Source organism: Colwellia sp. Bg11-12, assembly GCF_014076955.1.
Classification (GTDB): Bacteria; Pseudomonadota; Gammaproteobacteria; order Enterobacterales; family Alteromonadaceae; genus Colwellia_A.
The window spans coordinates 105,539-124,701 of record NZ_JACGUZ010000072.1 but is presented as its reverse complement, the minus strand read 5'-3'; the positions used below and the strand labels follow the sequence as shown (position 1 = coordinate 124,701).

Here is a 19,163-nt window from a genome sequence, read left to right as displayed (position 1 = left end):
GAATTATAAAATTGAACTTGGGTAAAATTTATTTACGTGGGTTCAATTTCGAATGATAATTAAGCTATAGTATTTAATTGTTAGCAAATGGTAGCAATTAACATGAGTTTTCGATAAATAATAATTAACTTCAGGAAAATAAAAAATGAGCAACATTCCTTCAGAACTAAAATATGCAACATCACACGAATGGGTACGTCAAGAAGGTAACGGCGTAGTTACTGTCGGTATTACTGAGCACGCACAAGACTTATTAGGTGATATGGTATTTGTTGAATTACCAGATGTTGATGATGAAATCAGTACCGGTGACGATGTAGCAGTAGCAGAATCTGTAAAAGCGGCTTCAGATATCTACGCACCCGTTTCAGGTAAGGTTATTGAAGTAAATGAAGACTTAGAAGATTCTCCTGAATTAGTTAACTCAGATGCTTTTGGCGCGGGTTGGTTATTCAAGGTTCAACTAGCTGACGAAGCAGAATTAGATGCTTTATTAGATGCTGAAGGTTATGCAAATTCTATTGATGAAGACTAATTTCGGGCACCTTTAGCGTTTATGCTGCGTTGCTTTTGTTACTCGTCTAACTCACTTGCTTTTTAAACCTTTAGCTAAAGGCTTACTAAGCTCATAAGACTGATAACTTTAGCGCCTTACTTAAAGGCTAACTGTTTACGAAATCTGTTATTAAGCCTCTAACTGATTGTTTGGGGCTTTATTTTAGTTACGCTGTAGCTAAAGACCAAGTTAATTAATTACCCACTTAAGAGAAGCTGTTTTATGACTACTCAATCAAAATCACTTGCTTATTTAGAGCAAACTCAAGACTTTATTCGTCGTCACATTGGCCCTAATGCCAAACAAACTCAAGCGATGCTAAATGACATTGGCGCAGAGTCGGTTGACGCACTTATCAATGAAATCGTACCAAGTGATATTCGTTTATCAGCATTGCCAGCGATTGAAGAAAGTAAAACAGAAGCACAAGCTTTACGCGATTTAAAAGCGGTTGCAAGTTTAAACAAAGTAAACGATACCTACATTGGTTTAGGTTACTACGGCACCTTAACACCGAACGTTATTTTGCGTAACGTGTTAGAAAATCCAGGCTGGTACACGGCTTACACGCCTTACCAACCAGAAATTGCTCAAGGGCGTTTAGAGTCATTATTAAACTACCAGCAAATGTGTATCGACCTTACCGGTTTAGAGCTTGCCTCTGCTTCATTATTAGATGAAGGTACTGCGGCTGCTGAAGCCATGGCATTAGCAAAGCGTGTTTCTAAAAACAAAAAATCAAATTTATTCTTTATCTCAAGTGATGTTTATCCACAAACTATCGACGTTGTTAAACAACGTGCAGAAATGTTTGATTTTGACGTTATCGTTGCTCCTGCAAATGAAGCCGCAGACCACGATATTTTTGGTGCTTTATTACAATACCCAAGTGCAACGGGTGAAGTAACAGACATTAGCGAGTTAATTGAAAAAATTCACGCAAACAAAGGTATTGTTGCGGTAGCCGCCGATATCATGAGTTTAGTGATGTTAAAGGCACCGGGTGAATTAGGTGCTGATGCCGTTATTGGTTCAAGCCAGCGCTTTGGTGTTCCAATGGGCTACGGCGGACCACACGCCGCATTTTTCACTACCTCTGAAAAATACAAACGTTCATTACCTGGCCGTATTATTGGTGTTTCTAAAGACACTCGTGGTAACGCTGCATTACGTATGGCAATGCAAACGCGTGAACAACATATTCGTCGTGAAAAAGCTAACTCAAACATTTGTACAGCACAGGTGTTATTAGCGAACATGGCAGCGTTTTATGCGGTATACCATGGTCCTAAAGGTTTAAAAATAATTGCTAACCGTATTCATCGTTTCGCAGATATTTTATGCTTAGGTACAGCAACTAAAGGCTTAACAGCTATTCATGCTAACTACTTTGATACCTTAACGTTCAATTTAGATAATAAAGAAGAAATCGTTGCACGCGCATTAGCGGCTGGCGTTAACTTCCGCACTGACGTAGCGGGTCAAATCAGTATTTCTATTGATGAAACAACAACTCGTGAGAACATTGCCGGTTTATTTGATATATTATTAGGCACTGACCACGGTTTAAGCGTTAGCGACCTTGACGATAAAATACTAAGCAGCGGCCATTCTTCAATTCCTGCATCACTTGTGCGTGAATCTGAAATATTGACTCATCCGGTATTTAATTCATACCACAGCGAAACAGAAATGCTTCGTTATATCAAAAGATTAGAAAACAAAGATTTAGCATTGAATCATTCAATGATTTCTTTGGGTTCTTGTACCATGAAGTTAAATGCAACCGCACAGATGATCCCAGTATCATGGCCTGAATTTGCTAATATGCATCCATTTGCACCGATTGACCAAGCTCAAGGTTATAAGCAAATGATTGATGAGCTAGGCGATTGGTTAGTAGAGCTTACCGGTTACGATAATATTTCAATGCAACCAAATTCTGGTGCTCAAGGTGAGTACGCAGGATTAATTGCGATTGTTAAATATCACGAAAGTCGTGGCGATGCACATCGTAACATCTGTTTAATTCCATCTTCTGCTCATGGTACAAACCCTGCGTCTGCGCAAATGGTTGGCATGAAAGTCGTTGTAGTTGCGTGTGATAAAGAAGGTAACGTTGACATGGACGACTTGCGTACGAAAGCAACCGAAATGTCTGACAATCTTTCTTGTATCATGATCACATACCCGTCAACTCACGGTGTATACGAAACAACGATTGCAGAAATTTGTAACATCGTTCATGACCATGGCGGTCAAGTTTATCTTGATGGCGCGAACATGAACGCACAAGTAGGTGTTACGTCTCCAGGTCATATTGGTGCAGACGTTTCTCACTTAAACTTGCATAAAACTTTTGCTATTCCACACGGTGGCGGTGGTCCAGGTATGGGACCTATAGGCGTTAAAGCGCATTTAGCTCCATTCTTACCTGATCATGCATTAATTACTGTTGATGACAGCACTAAAGGTAATGGCGCAGTTTCAGCAGCACCTTTTGGTAGTGCAGGTATTTTATGTATTTCTTACCTTTACTGTGCAATGTTAGGTAAGCAAGGTGTTACTGATGCGACTAAATACGCTATTACTAACGCTAACTACTTAGCTAAAAAGTTAAGCCAACATTACCCGCTTTTATATGCAGGAAAAAATGGCCGTGTAGCTCACGAATGTATTATTGATTTACGTCCACTTAAAGCAGCGTCAGGTATTACCGAAGTTGATATAGCAAAACGTTTAATTGATTATGGTTTTCACGCACCAACTATGTCGTTCCCAGTAGCGGGCACTTTCATGATTGAGCCGACAGAGTCAGAGTCTAAAGTTGAACTTGACCGTTTCGTTGAAGCGATGGTTTCTATTCGCGACGAAGTACGTAAAGTTGAATCAGGTGAATGGTCAAGTGATAACAACCCACTTCACAACGCGCCACATACGTTAGCAGATATTACTGATACTTGGGATCGTGCTTACACGATTAAAGAAGCGGTATTCCCGGTTCCAGCTGCAGCCAAAAACAAATTTTGGCCAACAGTTAACCGTATTGATGATGTTTACGGAGACCGTAACTTAATTTGTTCATGTCCTCCAATTGAAAGTTATATCGATTAATTTTATTGTTGATCACAACAGATCTAGTTGGAAACCAGTGACATCAAGTTGGAAACTGCAAATGTAGTTGGAAACTTTAGATGAATATTATGAAAGGCGAATCAGAAATGATTCGCCTTTTTGTTTGTTAACTATAAACCAATATATTTATTATTACCTTGTTGTCACAAAGTATTCAAAGTTTTACACCAGGTCACAATGCCACCTACCAAATGTGTATTGATTGAGTCAGGGTTAAAGTGACATTTAAGTAAATTTAGGCTCAATTTTTTGCTTGATGCTCTTTTAACTAAATATCAATTTTAATTATTTAAAACTTTACGTTTCTGGTGCACTATAAAATACTATTGCAAGGTATTAATATTACTTTTATTATAGTTACTATAAGGTTATTAAATCAATTTATTCATTACATAACGTTTGGTTCAAACTAAAAAAGCGACTAACATAATCAAAGTTCATATAATATTTATCCTCCTAGGTCTGTATTGTTTGTAAAGACCTCTCTAGTTAATTTAAGGAATACTAGATGGAAATTCTTGTAGTCGACGACCATGCGCTATTTCGCGAAGGGTTAGTCTATGTGCTTAATGGGCTTGAAAATGATCTAACCATCTTAGAAGCTAGTAGTTATGATGAAGCGATTATTTATCTAAATAGTCATCCTAATCTGGATATGGTTTTGTTAGATCTATCCATGCCAGATAAAGACGGTTTTGTCCTCTTAAGCTATTGTAGAGAAAATTTCCCACTTGTTTCAGTAGTAGTTTTATCAGCATCAAAACAGCAAAGTGACTTAAACCGCGCACTTGATGGTGGTGCTTTAGGTTTTATTCCAAAAGACACAACCAGTAAAGTTATGTTAAATGCACTTCGTTTGATTATCTCTGGTGAAATATACATTCCAGCTTCGATGACTTTACAGAAAAATAAGAATCAGAACAGTCATAAAATACTGACACCTCGACAGCAAGAAGTTGTCGATATGATGATGAGAGGACATTCTAACAAGAAAATAGCGTTAGAAATTGGTATTGCTGAAGCAACGATTAAAATGCATGCCACGTCTATTTTTAAGCGTCTTGGTGTAAGTAATAGAACAGAGGCTGCACTTATGATACAAAAACTAGAGCTATTTAAATAACGCGCGTTTCGATTATTTTATACTACTTAAAAATGATCTAAGTTTCATCGCTGGTACGGGTTTAAATAACACTGGTAACCCACTGTCTTTTATTTCGATTAATCGTTCTTGCATCATATCACCTGTGATTAATAGCGCAGGGATATCCTTGCCATATTTCTCGTGAAGCGCTTTAATAGCATCAATGCCTGTTCTATTTTCTTTTAACCGGTAATCAGAAATAATAACGTCTGGACTTTTATTGTTTTCTTGAAGTTGGTGCATCGCAATAGCAGTATCGACCGCAGCTATTACCTGATATCCCCAAAGTTCTAGCATACATGTGAGCCCTTCACGGATGCTCTCTTCATCATCAATAATCAGTACGAGTTTATTTGTCGGTTGAATTTGTTCGCTTAAATCGCTTACTTCGATATTTGCTTTACTCATCATTACTGCTTGTGTGACAACAATTGAAAAAATTGAACCTTTTCCTATTTCAGAGGTTACTGAAATTTCATGATCAAGTAAGTCGGCAGTTCTTTTAATGATAGATAAACCGAGCCCCAAGCCTTTTTGTCGATCCCTTTCAGGATTACTCACCTGATAAAATTCTTCATAAATCTCTTCAAGTGTCTCTTTAGTCATTCCTATACCTGTGTCTGATATTTGAATGTAAACTTTCCCGTTACGCGCTTCGCAAATAACTTCCACAGCCCCTTCACAGGTATATTTAATAGCATTAGACAAATAATTTCTGAGAATACGTTCAAGTAAATCGGGCTCACTGTAAACCGCTGGATATTCACTGGGCCATATAAGCTCGATATTATTTTCTTGCGCCTCTCTGGAAAATTCCTTAGTTAACTTGTCAAAGATATCACTCAATGCAAAGTTTTGTTTTTTGACTATCACCACACCAGCATCAAGCTGAGAGATATCAAGTAACTTGTCAAAAAGGTTGGTAAGGGCAGTTACTGATGCATTAATTTGTTCAACAACGCGTTTAACTTTTGGAAACTTAATTGTTTCATCTAGTACCGAGGTAAATAATCCTAATGCATAGAGGGGTTGACGAAGATCATGACTGGCTGCAGCAAGAAACTTAGATTTAGCTTTATTAGCTCGCTCTGCTTCTTCTTTTTGTTGTTTGAGTTGTTCAATAAGAACGAGGTTTTCAAATCTTAGTGCCAATGTTGCCTTGAAATGTTTATTAATTTTGATGTTAAATAGCGTTAGCACTAGGAAATATGTAACAGAAATAATGCCCAGGGTATTATGAAATTTATCACCAATGATGAAAAATTGAAGGGTTATCGGCAGTAACGTAGCAGGAATATAAGCAAAGTAGCACGGTAAATAAATACTAAATGTGAAGGCAGAACCTCCTGCCATAACCATTAATCCTCCCAAAAGAAAAATTTGGTATATTTGATTGTCCGCAGGTAAATAAAGAAGGCTAAGCGTCGCCCAAAGTACTCCGGCTAATGCGCTACCTATAATAAGAGATAATGCTAAAGGCCTTAAGTCTTTTGAATCAAGTTTATCTTTATAGTTGAAGTACAAGCCAGCTCGAACAGCCACCATAACAAACATTAACCCTAAACAAATTTTAAGTGAAGTCTGCGAAACGACATCGGAAAAACCATAAGACAGTGCCCAAACAACGACAAAATTAGTAAACAAAATTAAAGGAATAGAACTGTGCATTATTTTAATTTGTTCAGCATGAATTTTATCTTGAATATGTTCGTCTTTGGCTAATTGCAAAATATTCCCTTTGAGTGTCCTAGGTACCGCGAGTAAATGGTGAGTATATAGCGAGTTTATTTGTATGCTTATCATGCAGTATTTCAATTGATTCGTCCATCTTACTTCCTGTATTACAATAAAGTATAAATATCATAATTTTCAGTTAGATAGAGTTTAACTACAGACTTTAGTCTGTGGTAGGTAGACCTATGGGGACTTATACGCTGGTAAGGGTAAGCGTATTATAGGTGCATAAGGTCAATGTATACTCGGATAAATGACATAGGTTTGTCGCTATAAAGCATCAATAGAATAAAATGGACGTTTACCATGAAAAATCCAGAAATATCTTCCCCTTCAACGATAAGTTTTCCGTATAAGCCTGACTTCAGTTCAACTAAGTTATGGGTGGTCACCTGTGTACTTCTTTCTTCAATGGTTATTAACATTCCATTGAATGTCTCTTGGGGCAATGTATGAAAGTACTCGTGATATTGGCATTTTGCCTAGTCGCACTACTGGCCTATTTTTTTCAAGCGCCCGTTGTACAAAATGAAATTCTAGTTCTAGATAAAACGCTAGTAGCAAGTATATCTGAGAGAACCATTTCTGTGGTCGACCTCGTTGAGCGTATTAAGTTACGTAGTGGTGGTATTCGACAACAGATGGCCAGCGAGCAACAAAAGCAACTCGTACTCAATGAAATGATTGCTCGTGAAGTACAAGTAATTGCAGCCATGCGCGCTGGTTATAATACTGACCCTAAAATTATAGCCGCCTTTGAGAACCTTATGGTGGCAAAGCTTAGAAAGAATCAACTCGACCAGCTTCTTAATGAAGTCAACGTAACTGACAATGAAATTGCCGCTTATTATCAAGACAACATCGCTAGATACACCACACCTGCAATGACACGTTTTGCCATGATCCAATTGGCACTATCCCCACAAGCATCACCAGAAAAATACGCATCGGTAAAAACCACTGCTGAAGAGGTGTATAGCTTAGCGAAAACCTTACCTGATTCGATAAATGGTTTTGGCTCTCTGGCGGCGAAATATTCTGAGCACCAAGCCTCACGCTACAGTGGTGGTGATGTGGGTTGGTTAACTTCGGGCAACCAAGGGCAATTTGATGCTGTTATTGCTACAGCACTTACACAACTCACCCCTGAAGCTAAGTTATCGCCATTAGTACAAGCTATTGATGGCTTTTATTTATTAAAACTTATTGACATAAAGCCTGAACATCAAAAATTGCTAGCGCAGGTGTCTGGCAATATTAATAACCTAATAGCAAAGAATAAACGTAAACAGATCGAATCTGATTGGTTGCTTTCACTACAAGAATTAGCAGCACCGCTCGTTATTAATCAACAAGCAATGCAAGAAATTGATCTTTCTAATACAGCACAGTTACCTGCAAAAAAACAAGCATCACCTTTATTACCACAAGGCTAACTGATGCTATACCCAAAAATAATAATCCAGACCTTTTTACTCGGAGTCGAATAATGATTAAGTCAATATCCCCTTTTGCCAGCATTAGCGTGTCGTTTGCAATATTCTTAAGCAGTATTATTTTCAGTGGTACATCACTGGCAAATGTTAGCTGTGTAGAAGGTGGTCAATGTACTCAAACTATTGCTCTCGTACCCGGATGGAATGCTATTTATGTTCAAGTCGAGCCAAACGAGGGTGCAACGGAGGTTGTATTTAGCGACTTAGTTGATGAAACTGGGCCACAAATAAACAGCGTGTGGACTTGGCTAGCTCATCGCTCAAAAATTGATTTTATTCAGGATCCTGATTCTGAAAACTTACTCAGTGCAGCTGGTTGGTTACGATATTTTCCGCCGCAAGCACAGCAATCGTTTCTAACTAACCTATTTGCCGTTTCGTCTAATCGCGCTTACCTTGTTAATCTGGCCGGTAGTGAAAACGCTACGTTGACCATTAGTGGTAAACCCGTAGTGCCAAAAGCAAACTGGGAGCCAGAGTCATTTAATTTGACGGGTTTTCATATTGACCCTACTAATCCTCCGACTTTTTCGGATTTTATGGCGAGCTCACCGGCACATAAAGGGCAACCTATCTATCGTTTAATTAACAACAGTTGGCACTTGGTTGACGCGCTAACAACGCCAATTGAACCCGATGTGGCGTATTGGATTTTCAGTCAGGCCGGTAGTGATTTTACTGGCCCCCTAGATGTTGATTTACCACAATTAAATCGACTGGAGTACAGCACAACTTTAGAGAGTTTGACACCCCGTTTAAAAAACAACCTTGAATCAGCACAAGCTGTGTCAGTAAAAATTATTGGTGACGCTCTGGGCATGTTTTATCCCAATGAAGATTTAAGTGCCGATCAACGATGGTTAGCTTTACCCTCGAGTTTGAACTCGACCATTCCTGCAGGTGGCGAATTGCGTTTTCCGTTGGGAGTACGACGTGCCGATTTTACGCCAGAAAACTTCAATCAAACGCTCGAAGTTATTGGAACCGCTGGTAGCCGTTGGTTAATTCCGGTAAGTGCTTCTGCTCCTAAGCTTAATTCTTTGTGGATAGGCACAGTGACAATAGACCAAGTGTCGCAAGTGCAAAATTATAGGCATGACTGCGATATCGAGGCTTATGACGTTGTAACGTCTGAGGTTATCAACGGTGAGCCTGTATTAACAACAACAGAGTTTCCCGCTCAAACTTTTGCTTTGTGTACGGATGAGGAAGGTATTCCTATTACCAAAGATGCCGGTAACGTGTTGACACCAGTTGCGGATGAATTTTCATTTCGGGTCATTATGCATCGCGACGGCACACAAGTGCGCTTACTTAAAGATGTCATTCAAATGCGTAAAAAAAATCTTGATGGCACTGTCGGTGATTACGTTTTACTTACCGATGACTCACTCATAGCCGACTATACCGGCATAGTTTTGCGAGATGGAGAAGCCGTTGGTAAACGTGTTAGCACCATGGCCTATGATTTTGGTTTGGATGATTCAGGCACAGAAATCACCAGTATGGACATGGACGGAGGCGGCTCGTTAGATACCCATGTAACTTTCCAGCTGAATTTAGCTGCCACAGCGCCAACAAACCCTTTTGGTCATATTTATCACGCACAGCATGGTAAAAAAATCATAGATGGGCAAGTGGTATCAAGGGCTTATGCTTTAAATCGAAAAATGGAATTTACCTTTGAATCTATCGAAAACGGACTCGGCGCAGGCTATGACGTTAAGGGTGGAACTTACAGAGAAGTGGTTGATGGGTTACACAAATCACCCATTATTGCTGCAGGCACCTTTACGCTGCGACACGCGGCTCAAATCGATAAATTGAACCAATAAGGCATCAACCAATGAAAACTATACAACCACATAAAACCAATAATTGGTGCCTAAAGTTAGCCTGGGTATTGTTCATTATTATTGCACCACTACAAAATAGTATGGCAGCATGGCCAGTGCAATTTGGGGGTGACGGTGATGAAGAAGTTATCGACATGGCTGTTGATAGCAACGGTAATATTATTGTTGTTGGCATGTTTGTAAACAAAAACTACTTTCCTCTTGGCAGTGATGCTGCGCCACTCATTATAGAATCAGCTGGCGGCAAAGATATTTTCGTAGCGTCTTATAACAGTGGTGGTAATCTCAATTGGGTAAGAACAGTTGGTGGCACGGACGACGATACGGTTAATGCAGTAGCGATCGATCACGAAAACGCTATTTATATTAACGGTAATATTGGCGCGGGCGCTGCAACATTCGGAACCGACAAAGAGGCTAGTTTGAGTGCGCATACTGGTTTTTCAGGCAAATTTTTTGCCGGAGGGAGTAAGGATTGGGCGAAAACTACGGCGCCAGATAATGAAGATGACAAAAATGATGTCGATTTAGCCTTGTCTACAACAACGACCATTAATGCACAGCAGCAACCAGAATTTGCCAGTGAACTCTTTGGGGGTTATACCGCGGTCGCAAAGTCATGGAAAGGATACTTCAAAAGTATTGATGCTGATGGCAACTCTTTAGCCAGTAAGATGGTCGAAGGTGGGGCTCCATTATATAGACAAGAGGTTAGCCGAATAGCGGCATCATCAGCGACTGAAGTCTATGTATTGGGTGTCATTGCCGGCGCATCAAATCAGACGGGGTCTTGGTGTGGTACCAATATAGCAAGTGGTGGTGTTTATCCTTATGAGTCGTGGGTATTTGTCTCAAAATACCAAGAAATTAATGGCGTATGGACATGTCAATGGTTAACACAAGTCGACGATATTCAATATAGAGGCGACATCGTTACCGATATTGAAGGCGACGTATATTATAGTGCTTCGGGCTTAGTCAAACGCTTAGACGGTGGAAGTGGTACTGAAAGCATTTTAGGTGAAGTTGACAACCGTTCGTTATTTATTAAACCTGCTGCCTATACCGTTAGGTACATGGACCATCTCAGTACTGACCTAGGTGGGTTGGCAGTTGATGACGAACAGAACGTGTATATCTCAGGTGCCTATGTTGGCGCACCAATTTTTACCGATCTTGACGAAGCGAAACAATTAAGAGCAGTAACAACACCTTCTTTATTTGTCGCCAAACTGTCGGCAAATGAGAGAAGTGCTGACCCTTTCGGCTGGAAATGGGCAACCACAACTACAATAATTAACGACGAAGAAGACTATATTGCACAAAAAAACGCACGTATTGGATTGAGCGCCACTGGAAATACCGTATTTGTTGCGGGTTCTACTTCGGGTTATGAGCGTTTTAATGACAGTATTGTTGGTTCGCAGGATGGTGCCTTAAGTTTTGACGGGGAAGATGATTATCTTGCTTTTGCAGTGCCTGACAGAATACCCGGTAAATATTTACGAGATTATGAATTATCGTTTAACGTAAAAATGCCAGCAGACGCGCAATTTCCGCTGTCACTGGTGAAAAGTTCTGGGGAAGATGGTAAAACCTTACAGATATGGATGAGCGATCCTCAAACCCTGGAGATCCGCGAGTCTTTTGGTCGCGAGATTGAAATAACTGCAAATAACATTTATGAAGCTAAAGTCAATCCAGATAACGTTACTGAGCTTAGCTTCCCACTCGGATTTTCCATCAACGACGATGTTTGGCACAAAATACACCTCAAGCGAGGAAAGTCGGCAACTTATAGAACAGATGACTTGTTTTCCACCACATTTGAGCTAGTTGTTGGTGGAGCGTCTTTAGGGTTGAAAACTCTCGATGCCCAAACGGGTTTTGAAGTGCCGTTGTTACCTGATAACTTGTATTTTGGTGCAGGATCTACTGAGTCAGAAACGACGATGATGTCTAGTTTTAAAGGCCTGCTGACTGGCCTTTCGATTAACCTCACTCACTATAGAAAATATGAGGCGGTGGATAGTACTTTAACAAATTATTACAGTCCTCATATCAAAAAAAGCCAATGGAACTTCCGCCAGTCTAATAACACAGGTACCGTTTTAACTGATACTTTAGGCAACAATGATATTCAATTAACAGACATTAGTGCAGAGCGGAGGCCTTCAATTGTTGCTAATTTTGGCAATTTGGCGCTTAGTTTTGATGGTGTCGATAATGTTATTTTAATGCCGATTCCTCATGACACGGTTACACAACAAATACCCGTTTATGAACTTGGTTTTAAAGTATGGTTTGCTGATAATGCCGACACAGCTTATCCGCAAGTGTTAATGAGTGATAACGCCAGATTCCACTTAATTATGGAATCGCCAACGGAGATAACTCTCATTGAAGACCGTGTAGAAAATACCGAAGGAGCTTTTAAATTCAAATTAAATGCGCCGCTACAAAGTGGTCAATGGCATACCATTAAACTTAATCGAGCGCTTGAAATATATGGTGATTTTGACAATGCCGTTAGAGCAACAGTTTGGGTCGATGGTGGGCAAATTTATCGTGAAAATAACACCGGTGAATGGCTATATGAATTTGGAGGCATCGAATACAGTGGCTTTGCTGCACAAGCGGTGTCTTTTGGGCAAACAAGCAGCACTTTAGTAGGGTACGACACACTAAAACCTTTCAACGGTTTTGTTGATGATCTCTACATAAATGCTGAAGTGTATTCCTTAGATGCATTGCGACTGGTCGATCCCAATGGTCCTGAATATGAGCGGGGACCACTTACCTCAAGTGATTTAAGCCTCAAAGGTTTATGGGAATTTAATACGCCACTAACTAATAGTGTAATTCCCAATACCGCAAGCTCGGGCGCAATGATGGATATTGATATTAGCGGTTTAAGCGCGGCAGAACTTCCTAGCCAAATCATTAATAAATACGATGAGCCTCGCGATGGCTATATTTCATTATTAGATGCTGTGTCAGGCTCGTGGTTAATACCGCAAAGCTGGGAAATAGCTGAAGCAATAGCCTTGCCTGATGGCGCCTTAGCAATACAACCTGATATTAAAATAGATGGCGTATTAGTGTCAGACTATTCTAGCTATCTTTATTGGAGTCCATCTGAAGGAAAGCTCTACGCTATAGGTGAAGCACCGGGTATTGTTACTATTGAATGGAAAGTCAGTTCAGATCCCCAGGTTGAAACTCGTGTCACTACGCTGGGCTCTCCCGTCCAAACAAGTAATTTAGTGCAAACTCATATAGCAGGCACTTCAGTCGCGCTAGAGCCCGCAAATCAGATAGGTAATGAAGGGCAAAAGTTACTGTTCAGTGGTGTGGTGTATCCCGCTAATTCAAATAATTTAGTGACGACAACTGGCCAAGGTAAAATGTTTAATCGCCCACCTGTTAATGCGGGGCAGCCACCCTATGTAGTGTTGCAATATACACTTGTGGATGAAGGTCAAGCATCTAACACTCAAACGCAAACCTCTGTGTTTCAAGTGGTTTACACGAAAGATTGGCACGATGAAAATATTGTCGACATTGACGATGACAGTTGCAAAATTGGTCAGCCATTAATAGATGAACGTCATAATAACTTAAGTGGCAGAAATGGCCATGTCGTGAATTCACTATCGCGCTTCGATGCATCAATTCATAGCGCTGGTTTTGGTTCTATTATTCCAGTTAATAAACGCGCTGGAGATTTAGTAGAAGATTATATGGGTGTGGTTTGGTTTACCGCTAATACTATGGGGCAATACTGGGCTGACACACCCGTTAAATATGATTGTACTTGGCCAGAAAGCCCTAGTTCGATAGTTATTGCTAACCAGCAGGGTTTTGAACTAACAGAAAACATGATCAACCCTGTTATTTATCGACAAAATAATCCAAATGCAGCCGGTTATAATCCAAATGAAGAACATGCGTTATTACAGGATGAGACCGTATTTGTATTACGAAATGATTTAAATAGCGTGATACAAAGCGAAAATCCAAGGCTGGGCTCTGACCCTTATGTTTTGGTGAAATATCAAGACGCGGAAAATGCTGAACAATGGGCATTTAAAGTATTGGCTATTGAATCTAGTACCAATGAGGACCCCTTTGCTCCTGGCGAGACCAATGACCGTTATCGTCACACGGCGGGTTTACTTTTACAGTTACCCCAACCACTGACACGTATGGGGGTTTGCGAAGAAAATAAAATTACACAAGATCCAGACACTGCCGCTTGGCAAGACCATAAGGGTTTTACTTGGGCACGGGCTGCGGGCACCGTTATTCTTCAATATTATTACCCGTTACAAGAATATTTTGATTACGATTTAGACTCTGACGGTGTGCCTGATGTTGAAGCTGGAACTTGTATCCCTTGGTTAGATCAGTTAGCTGGAACGACAGAAAGTACAGAAATTAATAAGCCAATAAATATTGAGTATCGTTTTGAATGGCCGGAATCTGTGCCTTTGATAAAGCCGGGTGAAACCGTATTTACCTCAAAAGAAGTCACTTGCTCTAATGGCGCAGAGGCAGAAAAAGCCTGTTATTTACCTACTATAAACGGACAAGCTGCCGCTCAGATTATCTATGACCAAACAGTAGAAACCAGCAGTGGTGATGTTGCTGATGCTTTAGTTAAACTGATGGATCCGCTTAGCTCGCGAAGTGTACCTTTACTTGAGCTAAATGGCGCTATAGCGACCTTTAGTTTGCAGGGGAAAAAGTTTTTTACAGGACTGCCTTTTGTGCTTCGTTCACGTTTAAGTTACGACGAAATTAATCAAACCTTGAGCTTTAAAGGCACATTTGATGATAGCCAAATAGGCGACCCGCACTTATTACCGAATATAATGACTATCAGAGAAAGAGATCAAATTTTAGCATTGGAAGGGGTGAATGATGACTTCAAAGCCTCCCTGTGGGCATTGTACCATCTGACTCGCAATCCGAACCAACTTGACTTGGTTGCCAATGATGGTGAAGGTGGTGGCTCAGATGAACTTGCTGATACAAATTACTTGATTGGCTTACAACCCAAATACTTAGGCGTTGGCATTGATGAGAATGGTGATGGTTTCGCTATTGGAGTTGAAAGTGAAGATGAAGATGAAAAGGAAGAGAACTTTGTCGATGCCAACCAAAACGGCAAGGATGATCGCTTAGATGATAGTACTTTTAGCTTACCCGCCGGACAGTTTTTAGCTAGCGCAATCGACAGAACTATTGCGGAATCTCAAGCTATGCTAGGAACCCCTATGGCGCTTACCGCAGGTCGACCTGCTGGCGAAGGTTATATTACTGTTGCCTTCAACAATCATCCTAGTTTGAGTAGCCTTCCGGTGAGCTTGCAGGTAATAAAACTTGATACCAGTGATGGGGTTTATCAAGGGAGTATTTGGATAGTACCGTCGGATAATATTTTTGAAGAGGCATTAACCTTACGTCATACCGCTGACTTTGCTGGTGACCCAAATACGATTGATTTTTCGTGGTATTACCAGCCTGATTCAAGTGGCCAACCTGCGGCACCTGATGGAATCTTTGTGCCTGAATCACCATGGATACGACACGATGATTCTGGAGCCGGTGCGTTAGATGTCACTATTTCTGGTCCTGGCTTGTTAACCTTAAGTGATAATTGGTTTATTGCCCGTTATGGTGGTAAAGGGGTAGGAAGTGGTCTGTCTGTAGGCGATAACAATAATATACCCAGCCCTTGGGCAGGTGACCCATCGCAGCCAGCCAATGCGCCTAAAGCTATGTTAGCCACTGGGTGGATAAAACGTGTTATTGCGGGTTTAAATCCCTTTGATCAACGGGTACAAAATTTTCATACCGATGCAATCAGTACTATCAGTAGTATGATCGCACAAGCAGGTGAACCTTTTAATGGTCCGATCCCCTTTAATCCTGATCCTGATGTTGTTAATGGCGTTGGAATAATCGAGGCTTATCAAACTGTACTAAACAGGGGTAAAGATTTAAGCATTAGTTCTGGTTTCAATGATATTGCTGCCAATACGCAGTTGTTGAATGCGTCGACCCGTATTGGTGATTTATATATGTTATTGGGTAATGAGGCTTATGCTGATGCGCAAGATCCAACCATTGGTTTTGATACAAAAAGTGAGGTAGGCAGCTTAGCCTCTTCCATCTTTACCTTTCAAAATCAGTTGGACTCGCCTTTAGAAGAAGAGTTGGTCTTGTTACGCGGTCGTGATGATAGCCGTGCTGGCGTCGCGGGACACCCTGTTAATAACCGATTGTTCTGGAACTTTACCCAAGGTAGTGGAGAAGTTGCTTATGCGCAAAGTTATCGAATTACCGATCAAAATTCTGATGGATTTATTAATGAAACTGATGCTCGTATATTATACCCGCAAGGGCATGGTGATGCGTGGGGTCATTATTTAACCTCGGTGAAAAGTCGCTATGAGTTACTGCAAGAACCCAATTATACCTGGGTACCTAGAGCCGAATCTGTGTTGGTTGCTGGTGTGCCGATTGAAATTGATTATATGGACGAACGTAAGTTTGCTGCGGCCGCCGCCGCCAAAGCTCGCACCGGTGCAGAAATTGTTAATCTTACCTATCGTGACAAGTATGTTGAAGCTCCGTCAGGGCAATGGCAAGGTTATAAAGATAATGATCGAGAACGCGCTTGGGGCTTGGATGGCTGGGGACGTCGTTCTGGGCAGGGTGCTTATTTAGACTGGCTCACCGCCAACGCTATATTGCCAGCGGAAGACCCTAATCCCAGTAATGAAGGTATTGAAAAAATAGATCGAACTACGGTGGTTGAATTAAGTCAGATAATTGCTGGTTTCAATGCGATTCAAGCGCAGGTAGATAAGGCCGATGCGGGTTTAAACCCCTTGGGTTTAGCTAAAGGCGTAGTGCCATTTGATATCGACCCTAGTTTCTTGCAAGTAAGCTCTTCAGTGCAGGGACAGAACCATTTCGACCAAATTGCTAGCCGAGCTCAAAAGGCTTTAGATAACGCGGTAAAAGTTTTTGATCACGCTAGCCAACAAACGCAATCATTGCGACAGGTTCAAGATGATGTTGATAACTTGACATCATTGGTGAATGAACAAGAACGAGGCTTTAAAAATCGATTAATCGAAATCTTTGGTTATGCCTACGCTGGTGATATAGGGGGGGGGAAAACCTATCCTTCAGATTATGACGGCCCTGATCTTTATCATTATATGTATGTCAGTAGCGATTTAACCGGAGATTTGCCTAAACCGGATGGATCTTTTACAGGTTTCTTCTCAGGCATGCCATTTGGTGGCGAAAAAAGCTTCGTATTTGACTCTGACTCTCTGAGTGAAGCATATACCAATGTTGATGCTGGCGATGTGTTAGAGGTCGACTTCCCAGAAGCGAAGGGCGCCGATTGGAAATTTGTCGCCCCAACTGCATGGGGCAAACGACGTGCACCAGGGCAACTACAAGTAGCGTTGTCTGATTTACTTCAATCTCAGGCTCAATTACAACGCGTTTTGAAACAACATGAAAGTTTAATTCAACAAATAGAAGGGGCTGCAAACCTAGTTAAAGCAGAGTATGACTTGAATATTGATTCTATTGATATTTTACAAACGAGACAAGATTACTCTGTAACCTTAGATGTTGCCATGGTAACTGCGCGAGGTGTCAGTGCAACGGCAAGAGAAGCAGGTAAAATACTCGAAGAAGCTGGAGAGGCAACATCAGAGTGCTTTCCAAGATCAGTTGGTTTTTCTGTTGATGGGACATCGAGTATGCGTTGCGCTATTTTAGCTGGTTTTCTTGGAGCCCAAACGAAATGGTCGATTATAGAAGCTGGTGGCGAGATTGTCGAACTTGGACTTGAAAAAATATCAGAACGCTTAGAGCTTCAGAGTGAGATTGACTTACTGGCTGATACAATCAACGTTGACTTATTGGAACGAATTAAAGAGCTCGAAAAACTTTGGCGGGAAGAGGCTGTGCTACGTATAGAGCTTTTTACCCAAAGTGAAGTAGTTAACCAAAGTCTAGGGAATTATTATGCAAAACTTGCTGAGGGTCAGCGTTTGTTGGAAGAGCGGAGATCCTTTCGAGTCAGCGCTGCAGGTGATACTCAACAGTCTCGTTACAATGACATGACCTTCCGTATTTTCCGCAATGATGCGTTAGCTAAATATCGTGCTCAGTTCGACTTAGCGGCCCGCTATGTGTATTTAGCCGCGGCAGCCTATGATTATGAAACCAATTTATTGGGTAATGAGTCAGGCTCGGGTCGTGAGTTTCTTGCCGATATTGTCCGTCAGCGCAGTCTAGGGCAAGTGATTGACGGTGTCCCAATTGCAGGAACGCCAGGGTTAGCCGATGTGCTGGCGAGGCTAACACAGAATTTTGATCTTTATCGCGGCCAGTTAGGCTTCAACAACCCCCAAGTTGAAGAAAATCGCTTTTCGCTACGAAAAGAGCTCTTTAGACTCGCGGGCAATGATGAAGCATGGAGCAAAACTTTAGAAGATGCTCGAGTAGCTAACCTTTGGGATATCCCTGAATTTAAACGCTATGCGCGCCCGTTCGCGGTAGAAAGTTCAGGTGCACAGCCCGGCTTAGTGATCAGGTTTCCAACCACTGTGACCTTTGGTTTGAACTTTTTTGGCCATGAACTCGGTGGTGGAGATAGTGCTTACGACCCGACTAACTTTGCGACTAAAGTGCGCGCAGTTGGCACTTGGTTTGAAGGTTATGACGGCGCGGCATTGTCTAATACGCCACGGGTTTATCTAATACCTGTAGGTATGGATGTGTTACGTTCGCCCTCAGGGGATGATTTTAAAACCAGAGAATGGCATGTTGTTGACCAAAAATTGCCTGCACCTTTTCCTTTAGGAGCATCTGATTTAACGAATCCTGAGTGGATCCCAGCCAATGACTCTTTAAGCGATACGTATGGTGATATCCGCCGAATGTCGAGCTTTAGGGCCTATCACGACAGTGGTGAATATGTTCCGTCACAATCGATCAGTGATTCTCGTTTGGTTGGACGATCGGTGTGGAATACCGAATGGATGCTGATTATTCCTGGCGGCACTTTGCAGAATGACTCAGACGAAGGACTAAATCGCTTTATTCACGGGCAATTAACACCCGATGAGGTTAGTCGTGATGGCTCTGGTATTACTGATATTCTTTTACACTTTCAAACCTACGGTTATTCAGGGAATTAA

The 19,163-nt window shown here is 41.2% G+C and carries 8 protein-coding genes; 7 read left to right on the top strand and 1 reads right to left on the bottom strand.

The genetic code is table 11. The features are described from left to right. Window positions 1–145 precede the first annotated feature (145 nt). From gcvH to H4J39_RS12070, 3 genes are all read left to right on the top strand, one after another. Complete coding sequence (gene gcvH / locus H4J39_RS12080; RefSeq protein WP_070374238.1) at window positions 146–535, top strand: glycine cleavage system protein GcvH; 390 nt, start codon at window positions 146–148, stop codon at window positions 533–535. Between the two features lie 243 nt (window positions 536–778). Further along, window positions 779–3,670, top strand: coding sequence for an aminomethyl-transferring glycine dehydrogenase (gene gcvP / locus H4J39_RS12075; RefSeq protein WP_182228630.1), 2,892 nt, complete (start codon window positions 779–781; stop codon window positions 3,668–3,670). 529 nt (window positions 3,671–4,199) lie between these two features. Then, window positions 4,200–4,814, top strand: coding sequence for a response regulator transcription factor (locus H4J39_RS12070; protein WP_182228628.1), 615 nt, complete (start codon window positions 4,200–4,202; stop codon window positions 4,812–4,814). A gap of 12 nt (window positions 4,815–4,826) precedes the next feature. Here the strand turns inward: H4J39_RS12070 and H4J39_RS12065 are convergent, their stop codons facing one another. After that, window positions 4,827–6,563 carry a hybrid sensor histidine kinase/response regulator gene (locus H4J39_RS12065; RefSeq protein ID WP_182228626.1) on the bottom strand — a complete coding sequence of 579 codons (1,737 nt, stop codon included), beginning with the start codon at window positions 6,561–6,563 and terminating at the stop codon, window positions 4,827–4,829. 312 nt (window positions 6,564–6,875) lie between these two features. On the opposite strand from H4J39_RS12065, the gene H4J39_RS18965 reads away from it, so the two are divergent. The 4 genes from H4J39_RS18965 to H4J39_RS12045 are packed head-to-tail and all read left to right on the top strand — an operon-like array spanning window position 6,876 to window position 19,163. After that, window positions 6,876–7,025 carry a hypothetical protein gene (locus tag H4J39_RS18965; protein WP_220462188.1) on the top strand — a complete coding sequence of 50 codons (150 nt, stop codon included), beginning with the start codon at window positions 6,876–6,878 and terminating at the stop codon, window positions 7,023–7,025. Further along, complete coding sequence (locus H4J39_RS12055) at window positions 7,022–8,005, top strand: peptidyl-prolyl cis-trans isomerase (protein ID WP_182228622.1); 984 nt, start codon at window positions 7,022–7,024, stop codon at window positions 8,003–8,005. Before H4J39_RS18965 ends, H4J39_RS12055 begins: the two co-directional genes overlap by 4 nt. Before the next feature lie 53 nt (window positions 8,006–8,058). After that, complete coding sequence (locus tag H4J39_RS12050) at window positions 8,059–9,900, top strand: hypothetical protein (RefSeq protein ID WP_182228620.1); 1,842 nt, start codon at window positions 8,059–8,061, stop codon at window positions 9,898–9,900. 11 nt (window positions 9,901–9,911) lie between these two features. Then, a complete protein-coding gene (locus tag H4J39_RS12045; RefSeq protein ID WP_182228618.1) occupies window positions 9,912–19,163 on the top strand; it encodes a hypothetical protein in 9,252 nt (3,083 codons plus the stop codon).